The following is a 19,520-nucleotide window of genomic DNA, read 5'->3' as shown; positions in this document are numbered from 1 at the left end:
ATGAATCTGCTCTATATCGCCGATACCCGAGACGAACAGCTGCTGCGCGGCTTTGCTGACAGCGGCCAGCGCGTCGTCGAGGCCAAGCCCCACGAAGCCGACTGGGCCCTGGCCGACAGCAACTACGGCTTTATCCTGCTGGATCTGCAGCAGGCCCAGCCCGAGCTGCTGGCGCGCTGCCTGACGCGCAAGCGCAAGTCACGCGTGCTGGTGTTGCTGGCCGAGGACGATGGCCCGGCACGGGTGGCGGCCCTGCGCGCCGGCGCCGAGTTGTGCCTGACCAAGCCGGTGCTGTTCATCGAGCTGCAGGCGCGCATGCACGCCCTGCTGCGCGACCACCTCAGCCCCGCGGTAGACGCCGAGGCCGGCCTGTGGCTGTCGACCACGCGCCTGCTGCTGGGCCGCGGCGCCCACCAGCAGCCGTTGACCGTGAGCGAACAGCGGCTGCTGGCCATCCTCGCAAAGCGTCCCGGCGCGGTGAGCCGCGAGCTGATCGAGGAACAGCTGTGGGGCGCAGCCCATGACTCGCGCAGCGCGCTGATCGAGCGACACATCTGCAACCTGCGCCGCAAGCTGGCCCGCCTGGACGCACCCAACGCCCTGCAGACCTTGCGCGGGTTCGGGTACAGCTTGCGCGAAACGGTGCATGTGCGTACTGATTGAGATCAACGGATTGGCAATACCCAAAAGCCCCGCGCCATTGGCCCGGGGCTTTTTTGCACGCCCATGACGCGGCCTATGGCCACTGCTACGCCTCCGCGTCCTGTCGCGTCGGCGGTGGGCCTGGGACACCGTGGCGTCTCATGACGCGGCCTGCGGGCCCGGCGACGCCGCCAGGATCACGGGGCGCGGGCCCCCGGGGGGTCCACCGGAGGCGGCCTGCGGCCGCTGCTACGCCCCCTGTAGCAGCGGCCGCAGGCCGCGTCTGGGCTGGGCGCAAAAAAAAGGCCCTTCACGCTAAGCGCCAGGGCCTTTGGTTACCGCGCAAGCCTCAGCCCGACATGCAATCGAAGTTGTCAGTCGAAGCAACAGTCTTGCCCTGGTCATTCTTCAAGTCGGCGCGCAGGTTGGTGTCACCCAGGCTGCTCTCCACCAGGGTGTAGTGCTTGCCCTGCTTGAAGCCCTTGTAATCAATAGTGGCGCGGCAGGTCTGGTCGTCCTGTTGCGCAGTGCTTTCTTCGTACAGCAGCACTTCAAGTTTGTGCTCGCCCGGTTTTACCTGGAAGTAACGGCCATCTTTCAGGTTCTTGCCGTCAACCTGTTCGGCCAGCATCGAGTTCTGGGTTTCTTCTTTCAAACCCACCCAGGCGTCGTTCGGGTTAGGCGCAGGCATGGGCCCGGCGCAGGCCGAGAGCAGACCGACCAGCCCAAGCATGGGCACCAGCATTAGCGTTTTCGCATTCATGGGGTATTCCTCAAATGTGTTGGAAGTGGCCTGCCCTGGCAGGTCGTTTTCGATCGATGCCAAGTGTGATGACCGCCCTCTTTCAACACCAATGAATCACCGTGAAACGAATTTCAGTTGCGCCTTAAAACATCTTTCACCTTCATGAAAGGCTTGTGTTAGGTGGTTCCAGCAAGACTTGCCAGCATACGCAAACCCTTTGGAGGTTCCTGGCATGCTAGGGCTGGTAAAGACCGCATTGCTCAAGCCGTACACGTTTATCGTGTTGGCGATATTCATCTGCATCATCGGGCCCCTGTCCGCGATGCGGACCCCTACCGACGTATTCCCCGACATCGGCATCCCCGTGATCGCCGTGGTCTGGTCCTACACCGGCCTGTCGCCGGACGCCATGGCCGGCCGGGTGATCTACACCTACGAACGCTCGCTCAGTACCACGGTGAACGACATCGAGCACATCGAGTCGCAATCGCTGCCGGGCATGGGCATCGTCAAGATCTTCTTCCAGCCGGGCGTGGACATCCGTACCGCCAACGCCCAGGTGACCGCGGTGTCGCAAACCGTGCTCAAGCAGATGCCCCCGGGCATCACGCCGCCGCTGATCCTCAACTACAGCGCCTCCACGGTGCCGATCCTGCAGATGGCGTTCTCCAGCCCTACCCTGTCCGAAGCGCGTATTCGTGACCTGGTGCAGAACTCCATCCGCCTGCCGCTTTCCGCCGTGCCGGGCCTGGCCATGCCGACCCCCATGGGCGGCAAGCAGCGCCAGATCACCCTCGACCTGGACCCCCAAGCGCTGGCCGCCAAGGGCCTGTCGGCGCAGGACGTGAGCAACGCCCTGGCCGCGCAGAACCAGATCGTGCCGGTGGGTACCGCCAAACTGGGCAGCGATGAATACACCGTGCTGCTGAACAACAGCCCGGATGCCATCGAGCAGCTCAACGACCTGCCGATCAAGACCGTCGACGGCGCCGTGATCACCGTTGGCCAGGTGGCCCACGTGCGTGACGGCTCGCCGCCGCAGACCAACATCGTGCGGGTGGACGGCCGTCGCGCGGTGCTGATGCCGGCCCTGAAAAACGGCAACATCTCGACCCTGTCGATTGTGCAAAGCATTCGCGACATGTTCCCGTTGATCAACGAGACCCTGCCGCCGTCGCTGAAGACCTCGATGCTGGGCGACGCCTCGGTGTTCGTGAAGGAATCGGTGGGCAGCGTGGCCCGCGAAGGCATCATCGCCGCCCTGCTGACCAGCGCCATGATCCTGCTGTTCCTGGGCAGCTGGCGCTCGACCATCATCATCGCCGCCTCGATTCCCCTGGCGGTGCTGTCGGCGATTGCCTTGCTGGCGGTCAGCGGCCAGACCCTCAACGTGATGACGCTCGGGGGGCTGGCGCTGGCCGTCGGTATCCTGGTGGACGATGCCACGGTGACCATCGAGAACATCAACTGGCACCTTGAGCAAGGCAAGCAGGTGAAGGACGCCATCCTCGACGGCGCCAAGCAGATCGTCGGCCCGGCCTTCGTCTCCCTGCTGTGTATCTGCATCGTGTTCGTGCCGATGTTCATGCTGCAAGGCATTGCCGGCTACCTGTTCCGCCCCATGGCGCTGGCGGTGATCTTCGCCATGGCGTCGTCGTTCATCCTGTCGCGTACCCTGGTGCCGACCCTGGCGATGTTCCTGCTCAAGCCCCACGTGGTCGAGGCCGGCGAAGGCCGCCACCCGGACAACGCCCTGCTCAACCACCACGAAGGCGACCAGCACAAACCCAAGCACGGCGCGTTCGTGCAAAGCCTGCTGAACTTCCAGCAGGGCTTCGAGAAGCGCTTCAGCAACGTGCGTGACAGCTACCACGGCGTCCTCACCCTGGCCCTGGAAAACCGCAAGCGCTTCCTGATCGGCTTCATGGTCTGCGTGCTGGCGTCCTTCGCGCTGCTGCCAACCCTGGGTGAAGACTTCTTCCCGGCCACCGACGCTGGCGCCCTGTCGCTGCACGTCAGCCTGCCGGTGGGCACCCGTATCGAAGAAAGCGCCGCCGCCTTCGACCGTATCGAGGCGCGCATTCGTGAAGTGATTCCGGCCAATGAACTGGACACCGTGATCGACAACATCGGCATCCCGCTCAGCGGTATCGACATGGCCTACAGTGCCAGCGGCACCACCGGTCCGCAGGACGGCGACATCTCCGTGACCCTGAAGGAAGGCCACAAGCCAACCGCCGACTACGTGAAGAAACTGCGTGAAGTGCTGCCGGAAAGTTTCCCGGGCAGCACCTTCTCGTTCCTGCCGGCTGACATCAGCAGCGAGATCCTCAACTTCGGTGCCCCAGCGCCGCTGGACGTGAAAATTTCCGGCCCGGACAACGACGCCAACCACGCCTACGCCCTGGAACTGCAGCGCGCGCTGAAGCACATCCGTGGCATCGCCGACCTGCGCATCCAGCAGTCCAACGGCTACCCGACCCTGCAAGTGGACGTGAACCGTGAACGCGCCAACGGCCTGGGCATCACCGAACGCGACGTGACCAACTCCATGGTCGCCTCGCTGGCCGGCAGCTCGCAGGTATCGCCGCTGTACTGGCTGAACCCGAAAAACGGCATCAGCTACTCCATCGTGGCAGCAACGCCGCAGTACCGCCTGGACAGCATGCCGGAGCTTGAAGCCCTGCCGGTGACCGGCGCCAACGGCCAATCGCAGATCCTCGGCGGCCTGGCCACCATCCACCGCGTCGACACTCCGGCGGTGGTCACCCACTACAACATCCAGCCGACCCTGGACATCTACGCCAACGTTCAAGGCCGTGACCTGGGCGGTGTCGCCAGCGACATCCAGAAGGCCATCGACCTGGCCGCGCCACACCGGCCGAAGGGCGCCACCATCACCCTGCACGGCCAGATCGACGCCCTACATGAAGCCTTCAGCGGCCTGTCCCTGGGCCTGCTCGGCGCGGTGGTGCTGATCTACCTGCTGATCGTGGTCAACTTCCAGTCCTGGCTCGACCCGTTCGTGATCATCACCGCCCTGCCGGCCGCCCTGGCAGGCATCGTCTGGATGCTGTTCCTGTCCGGCACCTCGCTATCGGTACCGGCGTTGACAGGGGCCATCTTGTGCATGGGTGTGGCCACCGCCAACTCCATCCTGGTGGTGAGTTTCTGTCGAGAACGCCTGGAGGTGCACGGCGACGCCCTGCTGGCCGCCATGGAGGCCGGTTTCACCCGCTTCCGTCCGGTGTGCATGACCGCCCTGGCGATGATCATCGGCATGCTGCCGCTGGCCATCTCCCAGGAACAAAACGCCCCACTGGGTCGCGCCGTCATCGGCGGCCTGATCCTGGCCACCACGGCCACCCTGCTCTTCGTTCCGGTGGTGTTCAGCCTCGTGCATGGACGCCGCACCGCCAAGCTTTCCGTTGGAGAAACGTCCCATGTCGTCTGATTCCCTACCGACCATCGCAAAGAAGCCTTCGCGCAAGCGCCTGATGGTGCTCGGCGTCGGCGGCCTGACCTTGGCCGCCGTGCTGGTGGCCGGCGGCCTGGCCGCCCGGACCCGTCACGATGACAACGTGGCGAGCTGGACCGAAGCCCAGTCGATGCCGATCGTCAGCGTGTTCCAGCCGATCCATAACAACACCGGTGACACCCTGGTGCTGCCGGCGCACCTGCAGGCCTGGAGCCAGGCGATGATCCACGCCCGGGTCAGCGGCTACCTGAAGGACTGGAAAGCCGACATCGGTACCCCGGTGAAAGCCGGCCAGGTGCTGGCCGAAATCGACAGCCCGGACCTGGACCAACAACTGGCCCAGGCCCACGCGCACCTGCTGCAGCAACAGGCCGACGAGAAACTGGCGCAGACCAGCGCCGCGCGCTGGCAGCACCTGCTGAGCACCCACTCGGTCTCGCAACAGGAAGTGGACGAGAAAGTCGCCAACGCCGACGCCGCCAAGGCCAACGTCGAGGCGGCCCGCGCCGACTACGCGCGCCTCACCGACCTGTCCAACTACAAGACCCTGCGTGCGCCGTTCGACGGCACCGTGACCGCGCGTAACACCGACGTCGGCCAACTGATCAAGGCCGACGCCGACACCGGCCCGGACCTGTTCGAAGTGGCTGACACCCATCGCCTGCGCCTCTACGTGCCAGTGCCGCAGAACTACGCCGCGGCCGTGCGCACCGGCATGCACGTAAGCCTGACCGTGCCGGAGCACCCGGGCGAGCAGTTCGATGCACAACTGGTGGGCAACTCCAACGCCGTGGACGCCAAGTCCGGCACCATGCTGGCCCAGTTCGTCGCCGACAACCCCAAGGGCGAACTGCTGGCCGGTGACTACACCGAGGTCACCCTCAAGGTGCCTGCGGGCAGCCAGGGCGTGAGCATTCCCGGCAGCGCGCTGATCTTCCGCGCCGCCGGCACCCAGGTGGCCGTGGTTGATGCGCAGAAGCATGTGCACCTGCGCAACGTGCACATCGGCATGGACCTGGGCGCCACCCTGTTCATCGACCAGGGCCTGGCCCCCACCGACCAGGTCATCGACAACCCGCCGGACTCCCTGCGCGAGAACGACCCGGTGAAACTGGCCGACGCAGGAGACACCCATGCCCCTAAAGCTTAACCGCCTGGTAGCGGCGATGGCCCTGGTGCTCCAGGGCTGCTCGCTGGCGCCGACCTACAAGGTGCCGGACGCACCGATCCCGCTGCATTACAGCGGCCCGTGGCAGGCTGCCAAGCCAGCCGACCACGTGCCGCAGCAATGGTGGACGCTGTACAACGACCCGCAGCTCAACGACCTGCAGGGCAAGCTGATCACCGCCAACCCTGACCTGGCCGCGGCCCTGGCGCACTTCGATGCGGCCCAGGCCTACGCCAGCCAGTTGCACGGCGGCCTGTTCCCGGAAATCGGCGCCACGGGTTCGTCCGTGCGCCAGCGCCAGTCCGAGAACAAACCGCTGCGCGGCAGCGACCAGCCCAACGTGTACAACACCAACACCGCGGCCTTCACCCTGAACTGGGACCTGGACTTCTGGGGCAAGGTGCGCAACCGCGTGGCCGCCGGCGACGCCCAGGCCCAGGCCTCGGCCGACGACCTGGAAGTGGCGCGCCAGAGCCTGCAGCGCCAGCTCAGCAACCTGTACCTGACCCTGGCCGGGCTGGACGCCCAGCAGGCCATCCTCAAGGCCTCGCTGGACGACTACACCCAGGCCCTGAACCTGACCCGCGACCGCTACGAAGGCCAGATCGCCAGCGAACTGGACATGACCCGCGCGCAAAGCGAACTGGCCCAGGCCCAGGCGCAACTGGACGACGTGGTCAACCAGCGCAACCTCACCGAGCACGCCATCGGCGAGCTGGTGGGCCAGCCGGCCACCACCTTCCAGCTGGCGGCCATCAGCAAATTCCCGGCCCTGCCCGACGTACCCGCCGAGCTGCCCAGCACCCTGCTGCAGCGTCGCCCTGACATCGCCGCCGCCGAACGCCGGGTGTTTGCCGCCAACGCCAACATCGGCGTGGCCAAGGCCGCGTTCTACCCCGACTTCAGCCTGAGCGGCTACTTCGGTGGCCAGGACATGGGCGTGGGCAACGTACTCAGCGCCACCAACCGCTTCTGGGCCATCGGCCCGGTGGTCAACCTGCCGATCTTCACCGGCGGCCGCCTGACCGGCGCCGAAAACCAGGCCAAGGCCGAGTTCGCCGAAGCCAGCGCACACTACCGCGGCAGCGTGTTGAAGGCGTTGCGCGAGGTGGAAGACAACCTCTCGCAGCTGCGTGATTTGAAGCAGGAAGCGGCCGACCAGCAGGCGGCAGTGGATGCGGCGACCCAGTCGCAGACCTTGGCCATGAACAGCTATGAAGCCGGTGCGGTGAACTACCTGGACGTGGTCACGGCGCAGACCGCGGCGCTGGATGCGCAGCGCAAGTTGCAGGATGTGCAGACGCGCAGGTTGCAGGCTAGCGTGGGGTTGATGGTTGCGTTGGGGGGTGGCTGGCAGCCCGCCAAGTCCTGATTCATGTGCTGAAACATACAACCGCGTAGCCGCTGCCGCCAGGCTGCGCTGGCCCTATGCCTCACTGGAGATCTCCAGCGTAAACGAGGGCCAGCGCAGCCTGCGGCAGCGGCTACGGGGTTGGCCGGAGGGCGCGTCAGGGCTGACAGATGCATGACGATAATATTGCAGCTCCCAGCCATGCATCTATCAGCCACAACACTACACCAAGCCAAGCCCTTCAAACCCAACAAGCATCCCACAACGAATAATCTTCAATATTCCTGGCAAGCCCCGCGCGCAGTGGATTGGCAACGATGTACCGGGCCACAGCCTTCATATCCTCCTCCCGTCTCAACGCCCGGTCATGAAACCCTGACTGCCACAGCGCGCCACTTCTGCCAATACGGAGATTGATGGCCTTGGTAGATTTCGATTTCACCTGACGCATGAGTCCATCCAACGACCCCACCCTGAGCTCGACCAGCCAGTGCAGATGATCAGGCATGATCACCCAGGCGAGCGACTGGACAAGGCCTTGGTGGTTCGCCTCACGCATCTGCATAACCAGAAGGCGACCCAGCCAAAGGTCAGAAAAAGTGGGCAACCTGCCCAGCGTGACAGTGGTCAGCAGATAGGGTCGGCCGCATTCGGAAGAACGGTACCGGCGCAGTTTTTGAGATTGATAGATGAGCATCCTTGCCTCCTCCAAATGATTAACTCATTGAAGGCAAAGGAAGGCTGAAGCGAGGAACAGATCTGATACCGGATTTTGCGCAAAGAACCTCAATAGTCGCCCAGGCGCAGGGCTGTGTGGGAGCGGGCTCTGCCCGCGAAGAAGCCACCGCGCACTGTCTGGTGCACTGCGGCGTACGCTTCGCGGGCAGAGCCCGCTCCCACACATCTATCTCAGCATTGACCGCATGCGATTAGCTACCGGCGCCACCCTGCGCCTCTTCAAAGAAGAAATCCTTCCAGCTGGCAGCCTTGTTCTTCAACACCCCCAGCTCATTCAACTTGTCGGCATACACCCCCGTACGCTGCGGCACGATGGTGAAGTCGATCTCCGGGTCATTGACGATTTTCTCCACCAACGCCAACGGCAACTTCGACTGTTCCACGCGGATGTAGGTCTTGGCCGCCTCGGCCTTGTTCGCCTTGATGTACTGCGACGCTTCAGCCAGCGCGTCGTAGAACGCCTTGTAGGTCTTGGGGTTTTCGTCGTGGAATTTCTGCGTGGTGTACAGCACGTTGAAGGTCGCCTGGCCACCCAGCACGTCGTAGGAGCTGAGCACCTTGTGCACGTTCGGGTTTTCCAGTTCCTGGTACTGGAACGGCGGGCTGGAGAAGTGCGCGGTGATTTCCGAGCTGCCGGCGATCAGCGCCGAGGTGGCGTCGGGGTGCGGGATGCTCACCGAGTAATTGTCGAAACGCTTGAAGTCGGCGTCGCCGAAGACCTTGGCGGTTTCGATCTGCAGGGTGCGCGACTGGAAGCCGACGCCGGCGGCCGGCACGGCGATGCGGTCCTTGTCAGTGAAGTCTTTCAGGGTCTTGATGTTGGGGTTGTTGGTCAGCAGGTAATTGGGCATCGAGCCCAGCGAGGCGATGGCCTTGACGTTCTGGCGGCCCTTGGTGCGGTCCCAGATGGTTAGCATCGGCGGCACGCCGGCCGACACCACGTCCAGGGCGCCAGCCAGCAGCGCTTCGTTCATGGCGGTGGCGCCGGAGATGCTGTTCCAGTCCACGGTGATGTCGATGCCTTCGGCCTTGCCGTGCTTTTCGATCAGGTGCTGGTCGCGCACCACGTCGAGAATCAGGTAACCAATGCCGAACTGCTGGGCGATGCTGATCTTGCCTTCGGCGTGGGCGCTGCTGCCGAGCACGGCACCGACGAGGCCCAGGGCGATGGAAAGGCGGGATAACTTGGCCATTTGAATGCTCACGTATTTAGTGGAGAGAGTGGCGTATCAGCGCTGCATACCCCATTTCTTGATGGTCAGGCGCTCGAAGGTGTTGAACAGCAGGTTTTCCACCAGCAGGCCGATGATGATCACCGCTGCCAGGCCGGCGAAGACCTTGTCGGTGTACAACTCGTTGCGGTTCTGGAAGATGTACCAGCCCAGGCCGCCCTTGCCCGACGAGGCGCCGAACACCAGCTCGGCAGCGATCAGGGTGCGCCAGGCGAACGCCCAGCCGATCTTCAGGCCCGCCAGGATCGACGGCAGCGCCGCCGGGATCAGGATGTACCAGACGAAACGCAGGCCACGCAGGCCGTAGTTGCGGCCAGCCATGCGCTGGGTTTCCGACACGGCCAGGAAGCCCGAATAGGTGTTGAGCGCCAGCGCCCACAGCACCGAGTGCACCAGCACGAAGATCAGGCTGTTGTCGCCCAGGCCGAACCACAGCAGCGACAGCGGCAGCAACGCGATGGCCGGCAGCGGGTTGAACATGGCGGTCAGGGTGCTGAGCAGATCACGACCCAACTGGGTCGACACCGCCAGGGTGGTCAGGCCGAACGCCAGGACGATGCCGATCAGGTAGCCCTTGATCAGCACGGTCAGGGAGATCCACACCTTGCCCAGCAGCTCGCCGGTGGCGATGCCGTCGACGAAGGCATGGGCGGTCTGCAGGAAGCTGGGCAGCAGTAGGTCGTTGTTCTGGATGCGCGCGGCAATTTCCCAGATCAGCGCCAGGGCGATCATGATCACGGTCTTGCGCACCCAGCCCTGTTGCCAGATGCGCTGGGCCAGGGAAATGTCGCGGGTCAGCGCGGCCTGGGTGAAGGGTTCCAGCTCGATTTCGTATTCGGCGCGCACAGGCGGTTGCAGGCTCATGGCAAGGCTCCGGTGTCAGTAGGCGATGCGGATATCGTGGAAACCCAGGTCCTGCTCGACCGGCCCTTGGGCCTCGTCGAACAGCAGCCGGTGAATCCGCTGGGCACTGGCCTGGAAGGCCACGCCACCGAGGCTCTGCAGATCGTATTCGTGGCTGTTGATTTCGGCGCGCACCCGGCCCGGGTGCGGCGACAGCAACAGGATGCGGTTGCCCACCACCAGCGCCTCCTCGATGGAGTGGGTGACGAACAGCAGGGTGAAGCGCACCTCGTCCCACAGTTCCAGCAGCTCTTCCTGCATCTTGCGCCGGGTCAGGGCGTCGAGGGCCGCAAAGGGCTCGTCCATCAGCAGGATCTTGGGCTGCATGGCCAGGGCGCGGGCGATGGCCACGCGGGCCTTCATGCCGCCGGACAGGGTGTGCGGGTAAGCGTTGGCGAAGGCGCTGAGACCGACCTTTTCCAGGTAGTGGCGCGCACGCTCCTCGGCTTCCTTGCGCTTGAGGGTGCGCGAGGCCAGCAGCGGGAACATGACGTTCTCCAGCACGGTTTTCCAGGCCGGCAACTGGTCGAACTCCTGGAACACCACGATGCGGTCCGGGCCCGGCTCGGTGACGGTGGCGCCGCCCAGGCGGATCTCGCCCTCGCTGGGCTTGATGAAGCCGGCCACGGCCTTGAGCAGGGTCGACTTGCCGCAGCCCGAAGGGCCGAGCAGCACGAAGCGGTCGCTGCGGTCGACTTCGAAACTGACCTGGTGAGTGGCCCGCACCACGCGTTCGGGGGTGCGGTATTCGAGACTGACGTTGCTCACTTGCAGCAGGACTTCAGGGGTCGCCTGATGGCCTGCCTGCGCAGGTAACACATCGCTGGCCGTGTGGCCTTGCAGTACAGCGTTCATGGTGACTCCCGGATCAGAACGGCGCATCGCCCTGGATAGTGGTGCGGTGCAGCTTGCGGCGCAGGTGCTCGGGGGTGCCGGCAGCCAGGTGGATCAGCGAACGGTTGTCCCAGAACACCATGTCGTGGGGCTGCCACTGGTGGCGGTAGACGTTTTCCGGGCGCACGCTGTGGGCGTACAGCTGGTTGAGGAGGTCGCGGCTTTCGTCTTCCGGCAGGCCTACGATGTGGGTGGTGAAACCTTCACTGACGAACAGCGCCTTGCGGCCGTTCTCCGGGTGGGTACGCACCACCGGGTGGCTGACGGTCACCACCTGTGCCAGCTGCTCGGCGGTCAGGGTCGGGCGCCAGTTGGCGGCGTTCTTGCCCTCGCTGTAGCGGGCGGTGTACGAGTGCACCGCCTGCTTGCCTTCCACCGCGTCCTGCAGGTGTTGCGGCAGGCTGTCCCAGGCGCGGTGCATGTCGGCGAACAGGGTGTCGCCGCCCTCGCTGGGCAGTTCCTGGGCGTACAGCATCGAGCCCAGGCTTGGCAGTTCCTTGTAGGACAGGTCCGAGTGCCAGTACTTGCCAGCATCGCCCAGGCCGACCGGCTGGCCGTGCTCGACGATGTTGGAGACGATGAGGATTTCCGGGTGGTTGGCCAGCAGGAACTGCTTGAGCACGTGGATCTGCAGCACGCCGAAGCGGCGGCTGAAGTCGATCTGCTGCTGCGGGGTGATGTGCTGGTCGCGGAACACCACCAGGTGGTAGTCCAGGTGCGCGCGGTGCACGCGGGCGAAGTCTTCGTCATTGAGCGGCCGGCTCAGGTCCAGGCCAACGATCTCGGCGCCCACCAGGCCTTGCAGGGGGCGGACTTCGAAGGTCTGGGACGGCAGGGGGGCGAAAGATAAGGCGGACATGCTGGGCTCCGGCTCTGGCTATTGAGTACGAGTAGGTGATGACCAAACTCTATAGGCATAAGAACCGAAATTTAAATATCGTTAATGCATAACGATATAGCTCGTAACCGCTGCTACAGGGTTTGCGCAATCTCCAGGAACGCACTGATGATGGTGTTGGCGCCCCGCTCCTTGCGCCACACCAGCGTGGCGTTGGTCAGCAGCCCCTGCTGCTCGGCAAAGGGCACGATGACGATGCGCTCATGGGGCACCACCTCGTCCTGGGACACGTAACCGATGCCCATGCCCTTGGCGATGGCAATGCGGATGGCCTCGCGGCTGCCGATTTCCAGCACGCTGGCCGGCTGCACGCCCGCGGCCTGGCACGCCGCCTCGAAGATCTGCCGGCTTGAGGAACCCGCCTCGCGGTGGATCACCGGCTCACCCTCAAGCTCGGTCAACGCCACGCTGGCGCGCGTGGCCAGCACATGGTCCGCCGGCACCGCCAGCATCAGCGGGCACTGCCGGTCGCGCAGGCGCGCCAGGCCGTTGCCCGGTTGCTGGCTGGCAAGCACGCCCAGGTCGGCATCGAAGTTTTCCACGGCGTCGTGCACGTACTGCGAATGGCCGAACTCGACGCTGACCTGCACCCGCGGGTAGCGCCGGTGGAATTCGTGGAGAATTTCCACCAGGTGATAGGGCCCCACGGCGGCAATGCGCAGATGCCCCGAACCCAGCGCGCGCACGTCGCTGAGCAACTGCAGCGCGTCCACCTCGGCATCCATCATGCGCCGGGCGCTGGCCATCACCTGCACGCCCAGCGGCGTGAGGCGCACCTGACGGCCGGTACGGTCGAACAGCGGTTCGCCGCAGCGTTCCTCCAGCTCGCGAATCTGCTTGGAAATCGACGGCTGGGTGATCTTCAGCAGCCGCGCGCCCTCGGTAAAACTGCCGGTTCGCGCCGCCGCCAGGAAGGCGCGCAGTTGGGCGTAGATCATCGGTGCATTCCCTGAGGCTATGGTTAAGGTCGTATATAGCTATCAAATTCATGCATCAATTGTCATATCGCCTCTGCAACATTCGCTCATCAGTCACCGAAAGAGACGCACCGATGAAGCCGTTGCTGAAGAAAATCGCCGCCGTGGCCTGCCTCACCTGCGCCGCCAGCGTGGCCCAGGCCCGTGACCTGGTGATGGGCCTGATTCCGGCCGAGAACAACGAGGAGATGATCCAGCACTTCGAACCCATGCGCGCCTACCTGGAGAAGAAGCTGGGCGTGCACGTGAAGATGTACACCGCCACCGACTACGCCGGCGTCATCGAAGCCATGCGCAAGAAGCGCCTGGACATCGCCTGGCTGGGCCCGCTGTCGTACATCCTCGCCGAGCAGGAAGCCGGCGCCGAGGCCTTCGCGGTAGGCGTGAGCCCCGATGGCCGTTCGATCTACAAGAGCATCTTCGTGGTGCCGGGCGATTCACCGGTGCAGAAGCTCGAAGACCTCAAAGGCAAGAACGTCGCCTTCGTCGAGCCTGCGTCCACCAGCGGCAACCTGGTGCCCAGCTACATCCTCAAGCAGCGCACCGGCCAGACCCCCGCGCAGTTCTTCGGCAAGTTCACCTACGCCGGCTCCCACGACGCCGCCCAGCTGGCGGTGAAGAACCACGCGGTGGACGCCGCCGCGGCGAATGACATTTCCTACAAGATCTTGCTGGAAAAAGGCCTGATCACCCCGCAAAGCAACCGCATCATCGAAACCTCGATGGACATCCCCGACTCGCCGCTGACCTACCGCAAGGACCTGGACCCGGAGCTGAAGGCCAAGATCCGCGACGCCTTCTACAACGCCCACAAGGACATGCAGGTGACCGGCTACGGCAAGTACATCCGCTACACCGAGGCCAAGCCGGCCGACTACCAACCGATCCGCGACATGATCACCTCGCTGGGGCTGGGCCGCGACGCCCTGCTCAAGTGATGCAGCCACAGGAGCGCGCCATGCCGGCCTTCCGCTTGACCCACGTGTGCAAACACTACGACAACGGCCACCAGGCCCTGAAAGACATCAGCCTGGACATCGAGGCTGGCAGTTTCGTGGTGATTCTCGGCCCGTCCGGCGCCGGCAAGTCGACGTTGCTGCGCTCGCTCAACGGCCTGGAAAGCATCCAGGGCGGCGAGATTCTGTTCGATGGCGTGCAGGTGGTGCCGCGCAACCTGCGCCACGTGCGCAGCGGCGTGGCCATGGTGTTCCAGCAGTTCAACCTGGTGGGCCGGCTGTCGGTGATGACCAACGTGCTGACCGGCCGCCTGGCCCGGCGCTCGTGGCTGGGCAGCCTGCTGCACCTGTTCCGCCGCGACGACGTGGAACTGGCCACGCGCCTGCTGGCCCGGGTCGGCCTGACCGAACGTGCCTGGCAACGCGCCGACAAACTGTCCGGCGGCCAGCAGCAGCGGGTGGGCATCGCCCGCGCCCTGGCGCAGCAGCCCAAGGTCATCCTCGCCGACGAGCCGGTGGCCAGCCTCGACCCGCTGGCCACCGAGGAAGTCATGGCCATGCTCGCCGCCATCAACCGCGAGGACGGCATCACCGTGATCCTCAACCTGCACCAGGTGGACCTGGCCAAGCGCTTCGCCGACCGGGTGATCGGCGTCAACGCAGGCAGCATCGTCTTCGACGGCCCGCCCGCGCAACTGGACCGCAACGCCCTGGCGCACATCTATCAACGTGAAGGAGACGCCCATGCGCAGCCCGTCCCGGCTCTGCTGGCCTACGCCTGACGGCCGCGCGCCCTGGCGCCTGATCGGCCTGGTGGCAATGCTGCTGGTGTTGCTGCTGGCCAGCGCGCCGCTGGTGGAGATGGACCCGCTCAAGCTGCTGCACTCGCTGGGCAACCTCGCCGAGTTCGCCGGCAAGCTGGTGACCGTGCCGGAGTGGAGCTACCTGCCGCAGCTGGGTATCAAGCTGCTGGAAACCTTCGAGATTGCCTTCCTGGCGACCTTGCTCGCCGCCTTCGTCAGCCTGCCGCTGGCGATCATCGCCGCGCGCAACACCACGCCTCGGCCGTGGCTGGGCCGCGCCGCGCGCCTGCTGCTGTCGTTCACCCGCGCCCTGCCCGACCTGATCTGGGCGCTGGTGTTCGTCGCCGCCCTGGGCCTGGGCCCGCTGCCGGGGGTGATGGCGCTGGCGGTGGTGACCGTGGGCTTCATGGCCAAGTTCTTCGCCGAAGCCATCGAGGTGGTCGACGACAAGGCCGTGGAAGGCCTGGTCGCCCATAACGCCAGCTGGCTGCAGGTGCGCAGCTTCGCCCACCTGCCCCAGGCGCTGCCGGACCTGTTGGGCGCGCTGATGTACATCCTCGACCACAACTTCCGCGCCGCCACCATCCTCGGCATCGTCGGCGCCGGCGGCATCGGCTACGACCTGGTGATGTCCATGCGCTTGTATGACTTCCCGCGCCTGCTGCTGATCATGCTGGCCGTGCTGCTGGTGGTATCGACCCTGGACCGTATCAGCGCTGCCCTGCGCAAGAGGATCATCTGACATGCACGCGACCCTATTGCCTGCCCTGCCCAAGCGCCCGTTCAACCCGGCGCCGCTGCTGATTGCCGCGGTGTTCGCGGTGGCCGGCCTGTGCGTGATGCACCTGGACCTGTCGGTGGACGGCCTGGGCTACGCGCTGCAGGACATCGCCGAGTATTTCTCGCGCTACACCCGCCCCGACTTCAGCGACCTGCCGCATTCGCTGTTCCTGCTGCTGCAAACCCTGGCCACCGCCCTGTGGGGCACGGCCATTGCCTGTGTCGGCGCGTTCATCCTGGCGCCGCTGGCCGCCCGCAACCTTGCGCCCAACCGGGTGTGTTTCACCCTGGTGCGGGAAGCGCTCAGCGTGTCGCGGGCCACCCCCGACCTGGTGCTGGCGCTGTTCTTCGTCGCCGCCATCGGCCTGGGCCCGCTGCCCGGCACCTTGGCGCTGGGCGTGCACACCCTGGGCTTCCTGGCCAAATTCATCGCCGAAAGCCTGGAACGCGTGCCCGAAGGCACCTACGAAGGCGTGCGCGCCACCGGCGCCGGACGCATCCAGACGCTGTTCTTCGCCGGCTGGCCGTCCATTGGCCGCGAGACCGTGGGCTACGTGCTGTACATCTTCGACCGCAACGTGCGCATGAGCTCGGTGCTGGGCCTGGTGGGCGCCGGCGGCATCGGCCAGGCGCTGTACGACGCCCTGCGGCTGTTCCAGTACGGCCGCTCGGCAATGCTGATCCTGATCCTGCTGGTGGCCATCGTCGCCATCGACGCCCTGTCCGGCTGGGCGCGCCAACGCCTGGCCTGAACCTTCACTTCTTTCAAGGAGCCCTTCGATGTGGTCCTACCGTAACCCCGTGCACCTGCAATTTGGCGTCGACGCCTTCGAGCGCACCGCCGAGTTCATCAACGGCCGCCCCTATGTGCTGCTGACCTACGACCACCCACTGTTCGCCGGCCTGGCCCAGCGCCTGGCACAGCAGGCCGGCGCCCCGCTGCTGGTGATCGACAACGTGCGCGAGAACCCCGACATCGATTTTCTGCGCGATGCCGCCGCGCGCCTGTACCCGGCCAGCTGCGCCGCCGAACAACCGCCGGTGCTGGTAGCCCTGGGCGGTGGCTCGGTGATCGACAGCGCCAAGTGCCTGGCCGCGTTCGAAGGCGACTTCGCCCGCACCCTCGACTACCTGGAAGGCCGCGCGCAATCCTTCAGCGCCCTGCCCATCATCGCCATCCCCACCACGGCCGGCACCGGCAGCGAAGTGACCTGCTGGGCCACCGTGTGGGACCCGGCCAACCAGCGCAAGCTGTCGCTGGCCCACGAGCGCCTGTACCCGGAAGTGGCCCTGTGCGACCCGCAACTGGGCCGCAGCCTGCCGCGCGGGCTGACCGTCGCCACGGGCCTGGACGCCTTGTCCCACGCCCTGGAAAGCATCTGGAATACCCAGCGCAACCCGCTGTCGCTGCACTACGCCGAAACGGCGGCGAAAACCATCATCGAGGTGCTGCCGCGCCTGGCCGACGACCTCGACAACCTGCACCTGCGCAGCCGCATGCTGCAGGCCGCGACCTGGGCGGGCCTGGCGTTTTCCAACACGCGCACGGCGCTGGCGCACAACATTTCCTACGCCATCACCCTGGAACAGGGTACGGCCCATGGCATCGCCTGCTCGTTCAGCCTGCCACGGGTGCTGCGCTGGGCGGTGGGCCACGGCGCTGACATCGACGAGAGCCTGGCACGGGTGTTCGGCGTCGACGCCAGCCAGGTGGCCGAAGCTGGCGCTACGCAGCTGGAAGCGTTGCTCGACCGCCTGGGCGTGAGCCGCGAGCTGGCCGACTACGGCCTGGACGACAGCGGCTGGGCCGCCTTGGTGCAACGCTCGGCCCAGGGCGCCCGCGGGCGCAACTTCGCCGGCCAGCCCCTGCTGGGTGATTCGCATCACATTTGATACATATCCAGGCTGGCACTGAGACTATCGTTTGGGATATTTTGGATCCACACACCCACGTGCTCAAGGATAAGCCCCGACAATGCTGGTCTCCCGTGAAATCACCGTCCCCGTGCGCCCCAAGTTGACGTGGGAAGAAACCTGGCAGGGCCCCGATCAAGGACTGATCCGCTGCTGGGAAATCGGCCGTGAGCGGGCGCAGAAGATGCCCGAGCTGGCCGAGCAATGCCGCGCCGGCGAACTGCCGGTGCTGGGCTGGAAAGGCGGCGTGGCCCGCGCGCTGAAGAAGAAGGAGAAATACGGCGCGCTGAAATACCTGGCCCAGTGGCAGGGCCTGCGTGGCGAGGACCTGCAGGTGCAGGCCGATCGCGAGACCACCCTGACCTGCAGCCGTACGGGCATGATGGTGACCTTCACGCCGGACCGCGGCAAATACCTCAACCAAATGGCCGACAACGACGATTAACCCGTAGCAGCTGCCGAAGGCGGCGTCCCCCGCCCACGCACAAAATCTTGAAATTATGCGCGGGTTGGGGACGCAGCCTGCGGCAGCTGCTACGGGCTCGCAATAAATTCGGCTTTTTGCGAAGTAATTAGCAATCCACTGCCGCGCAACAATCAGTATCATCCTCGCTCCACCCGTCTGGATTCACGCCCATGTCCACCCACGCCTTCCCCGACCGCGCCGCGCTGATTTCGGCACGCATCGACCGCCTGCCCGCCGTGGCGACGTTGTGGAAGCTGGTGGCGCTGCTATCGATTGGCGGCTTCTTCGAGCTGTATGACCTGTTCCAGACCGCCTACATCAGCCCCGGCCTGATCCGCGACGGCATCTTCGCCGCCGGCAACCAGGGCGTGTTCGGCCTGTCTGACCAGGCGGCGTTCGCCTCGGCGACCTTCCTCGGCCTGTTTTTCGGCGCCAGCCTGCTCAGCCCCATCGCCGACCGCTTCGGCCGCCGGGCCATCTTCACCTTCGCGCTGGTCTGGTACACCCTCGCCACCGTGGTCATGGGCATGCAGAGCAGCGCGCTGGGCTTGATCGTCTGCCGCTTCTTCGTCGGTATCGGCCTGGGCATCGAGCTGGTGACCATCGACGCCTACCTGTCCGAACTGGTGCCCAAGCGCATGCGCAGCTCGGCGTTTGCCTTCGCCTTTTTCGTGCAGTTCCTGTCGGTGCCGGCCGTGGCGCTGATGTCCTGGTGGCTGGTGCCCCAGGCGCCGCTGGGGGTTTCGGGCTGGCGCTGGGTGGTGCTGGCCAGCGCGCTGTTTGCGCTGATCATCTGGTGGCTGCGCTCGCGGCTGCCCGAGTCGCCACGCTGGCTGGCCCAGCACGGGCGCTTCGACGAGGCCGAGGCGATCCTGGCGCCCATCGAGGCGCGCTGCCAGCGCGACCACGGCCAGCCGTTGCCCACGCCGCAGCTGGAAGCGGTGCCGGTGGAAGCTCAGGGCCATTTCCGCGACATCTGGCAGCCACCCTACCGCCGCCGGGCGCTGATGCTGATCGTCTTCAACATCTTCCAGGCCATCGGTTTCTTCGGCTTCGGCAACTGGCTGCCGGCGCTGCTGTCGGGCCAGGGCGTCAGCGTCACCCACAGCCTGGGCTACGCCTTCGTCATTACCCTGGCCTATCCGCTGGGGCCGCTGCTGTTCGTGCGCATCGCCAACCGTTTCGAGAATAAATGGCAGATCGTCGGTTCGGCGCTGGGCACCATGCTGTTCGGCACCTTGTTCGCGTTCCAGACCAGCGCCGTGGGGCTGATCGTCTGCGGGGTGATGATCACCTTCTGCAACGCCTGGCTGACCTTCAGCTACCACTCGTACCAGAGCGAGATGTTCCCCACCCACATTCGCGCACGTGCCGTGGGCTTCTGCTACTCGTTCAGCCGCCTGTCCACGGTGTTCAGCAGCCTGATGATCGGCTTCTTCCTGGAGCATTTCGGCACGCCGGGGGTGCTGGCGTTCATTGTCAGCAGCATGCTGATCGTGACGCTGACTATCGGCGGCTTCGGGCCCAGGACCCGTAACCTGGCGCTGGAGAACATCGCTCACTAACGCCACCGCC

18 protein-coding genes are annotated in these 19,520 nt (G+C 65.3%); 11 read left to right on the top strand and 7 right to left on the bottom strand.

Translation table 11 applies throughout. From position 1 onward, the window contains the following. Nucleotides 1-663, top strand: coding sequence for a response regulator transcription factor (locus AC0Z2B_RS14360; protein WP_416425705.1), 663 nt, complete (start codon nt 1-3; stop codon nt 661-663). Between the two features lie 328 nt (nt 664-991). Here the strand turns inward: AC0Z2B_RS14360 and AC0Z2B_RS14355 are convergent, their stop codons facing one another. Beyond that, nucleotides 992-1,405 carry a PA0061/PA0062 family lipoprotein gene (locus AC0Z2B_RS14355; protein ID WP_416425707.1) on the bottom strand — a complete coding sequence of 138 codons (414 nt, stop codon included), beginning with the start codon at nt 1,403-1,405 and terminating at the stop codon, nt 992-994. Between the two features lie 214 nt (nt 1,406-1,619). Here AC0Z2B_RS14355 and AC0Z2B_RS14350 point away from each other — a divergent pair, with 214 nt between their 5' ends. Genes AC0Z2B_RS14350 through AC0Z2B_RS14340 form a run of 3 tightly spaced genes read left to right on the top strand, consistent with a single transcriptional unit; the run spans nt 1,620 to nt 7,405 of the window. Then, entirely contained in the window at nt 1,620-4,841 is a 3,222-nt protein-coding gene (locus AC0Z2B_RS14350) for an efflux RND transporter permease subunit (RefSeq protein WP_476297447.1), read from the top strand. Continuing rightward, nucleotides 4,831-6,015, top strand: coding sequence for an efflux RND transporter periplasmic adaptor subunit (locus tag AC0Z2B_RS14345; protein ID WP_476297445.1), 1,185 nt, complete (start codon nt 4,831-4,833; stop codon nt 6,013-6,015). Before AC0Z2B_RS14350 ends, AC0Z2B_RS14345 begins: the two co-directional genes overlap by 11 nt. Further along, nucleotides 5,999-7,405, top strand: a complete 1,407-nt coding sequence (locus AC0Z2B_RS14340) for an efflux transporter outer membrane subunit (RefSeq protein ID WP_473003702.1) — start codon at nt 5,999-6,001, stop codon at nt 7,403-7,405. The genes AC0Z2B_RS14345 and AC0Z2B_RS14340 overlap by 17 nt, the downstream gene beginning before the upstream one ends. 220 nt (nt 7,406-7,625) lie before the next feature. On the opposite strand, the gene AC0Z2B_RS14335 is transcribed toward AC0Z2B_RS14340, so the two are convergent. The 6 genes from AC0Z2B_RS14335 to AC0Z2B_RS14310 form a co-directional block, all read right to left on the bottom strand. Then, nucleotides 7,626-8,081 carry an REP-associated tyrosine transposase gene (locus AC0Z2B_RS14335; RefSeq protein WP_476297443.1) on the bottom strand — a complete coding sequence of 152 codons (456 nt, stop codon included), beginning with the start codon at nt 8,079-8,081 and terminating at the stop codon, nt 7,626-7,628. Nucleotides 8,082-8,313: 232 nt separating this feature from the next. After that, a complete protein-coding gene (locus AC0Z2B_RS14330; RefSeq protein WP_476297441.1) occupies nt 8,314-9,315 on the bottom strand; it encodes an ABC transporter substrate-binding protein in 1,002 nt (333 codons plus the stop codon). Nucleotides 9,316-9,351: 36 nt separating this feature from the next. After that, on the bottom strand, nt 9,352-10,218 hold the full coding sequence (locus AC0Z2B_RS14325) for an ABC transporter permease (protein WP_475506902.1): 867 nt from the start codon (nt 10,216-10,218) through the stop codon (nt 9,352-9,354). Nucleotides 10,219-10,233: 15 nt separating this feature from the next. Next, nucleotides 10,234-11,112 (bottom strand): ABC transporter ATP-binding protein, encoded by an 879-nt coding sequence (locus AC0Z2B_RS14320; protein WP_416425720.1) that lies wholly within the window; start codon nt 11,110-11,112, stop codon nt 10,234-10,236. Between the two features lie 13 nt (nt 11,113-11,125). Further along, on the bottom strand, nt 11,126-12,010 hold the full coding sequence (locus AC0Z2B_RS14315; protein WP_476297439.1) for a TauD/TfdA dioxygenase family protein: 885 nt from the start codon (nt 12,008-12,010) through the stop codon (nt 11,126-11,128). A gap of 113 nt (nt 12,011-12,123) precedes the next feature. Then, a complete protein-coding gene (locus AC0Z2B_RS14310; protein WP_476297437.1) occupies nt 12,124-12,987 on the bottom strand; it encodes a LysR substrate-binding domain-containing protein in 864 nt (287 codons plus the stop codon). 113 nt (nt 12,988-13,100) lie between these two features. Between AC0Z2B_RS14310 and phnD the strand changes: the two genes are divergently transcribed. The 7 genes from phnD (at nt 13,101) to AC0Z2B_RS14275 (ending at nt 19,510) form a co-directional block, all read left to right on the top strand. Beyond that, nucleotides 13,101-13,964, top strand: coding sequence for a phosphonate ABC transporter substrate-binding protein (gene phnD / locus AC0Z2B_RS14305; protein WP_476297435.1), 864 nt, complete (start codon nt 13,101-13,103; stop codon nt 13,962-13,964). Beyond that, complete coding sequence (phnC, locus tag AC0Z2B_RS14300; protein WP_476297643.1) at nt 13,964-14,764, top strand: phosphonate ABC transporter ATP-binding protein; 801 nt, start codon at nt 13,964-13,966, stop codon at nt 14,762-14,764. The genes phnD and phnC overlap by 1 nt, the downstream gene beginning before the upstream one ends. After that, the gene (gene phnE, locus AC0Z2B_RS14295; RefSeq protein WP_416425724.1) at nt 14,727-15,527 is read left to right on the top strand and encodes a phosphonate ABC transporter, permease protein PhnE; all 801 of its coding nucleotides are present in this window, start codon (nt 14,727-14,729) and stop codon (nt 15,525-15,527) included. Before phnC ends, phnE (AC0Z2B_RS14295) begins: the two co-directional genes overlap by 38 nt. 1 nt (nt 15,528) lies before the next feature. After that, nucleotides 15,529-16,317, top strand: coding sequence for a phosphonate ABC transporter, permease protein PhnE (gene phnE, locus AC0Z2B_RS14290; protein WP_476297433.1), 789 nt, complete (start codon nt 15,529-15,531; stop codon nt 16,315-16,317). Nucleotides 16,318-16,345: 28 nt separating this feature from the next. Next, on the top strand, nt 16,346-17,458 hold the full coding sequence (locus AC0Z2B_RS14285; protein ID WP_476297431.1) for a phosphonoacetaldehyde reductase: 1,113 nt from the start codon (nt 16,346-16,348) through the stop codon (nt 17,456-17,458). Nucleotides 17,459-17,540: 82 nt separating this feature from the next. Beyond that, complete coding sequence (locus AC0Z2B_RS14280; protein WP_416425727.1) at nt 17,541-17,924, top strand: hypothetical protein; 384 nt, start codon at nt 17,541-17,543, stop codon at nt 17,922-17,924. A 191-nt stretch (nt 17,925-18,115) separates the two neighbouring features. After that, the gene (locus AC0Z2B_RS14275; protein WP_476297429.1) at nt 18,116-19,510 is read left to right on the top strand and encodes an MFS transporter; all 1,395 of its coding nucleotides are present in this window, start codon (nt 18,116-18,118) and stop codon (nt 19,508-19,510) included. Nucleotides 19,511-19,520 lie beyond the last annotated feature (10 nt).

The sequence above is a fragment of the Pseudomonas sp. GYB4201 genome, assembly GCF_056312595.1.
Note: the sequence above shows the minus strand (reverse complement) of the source record. Positions and strands in the feature narration are given on the sequence as shown.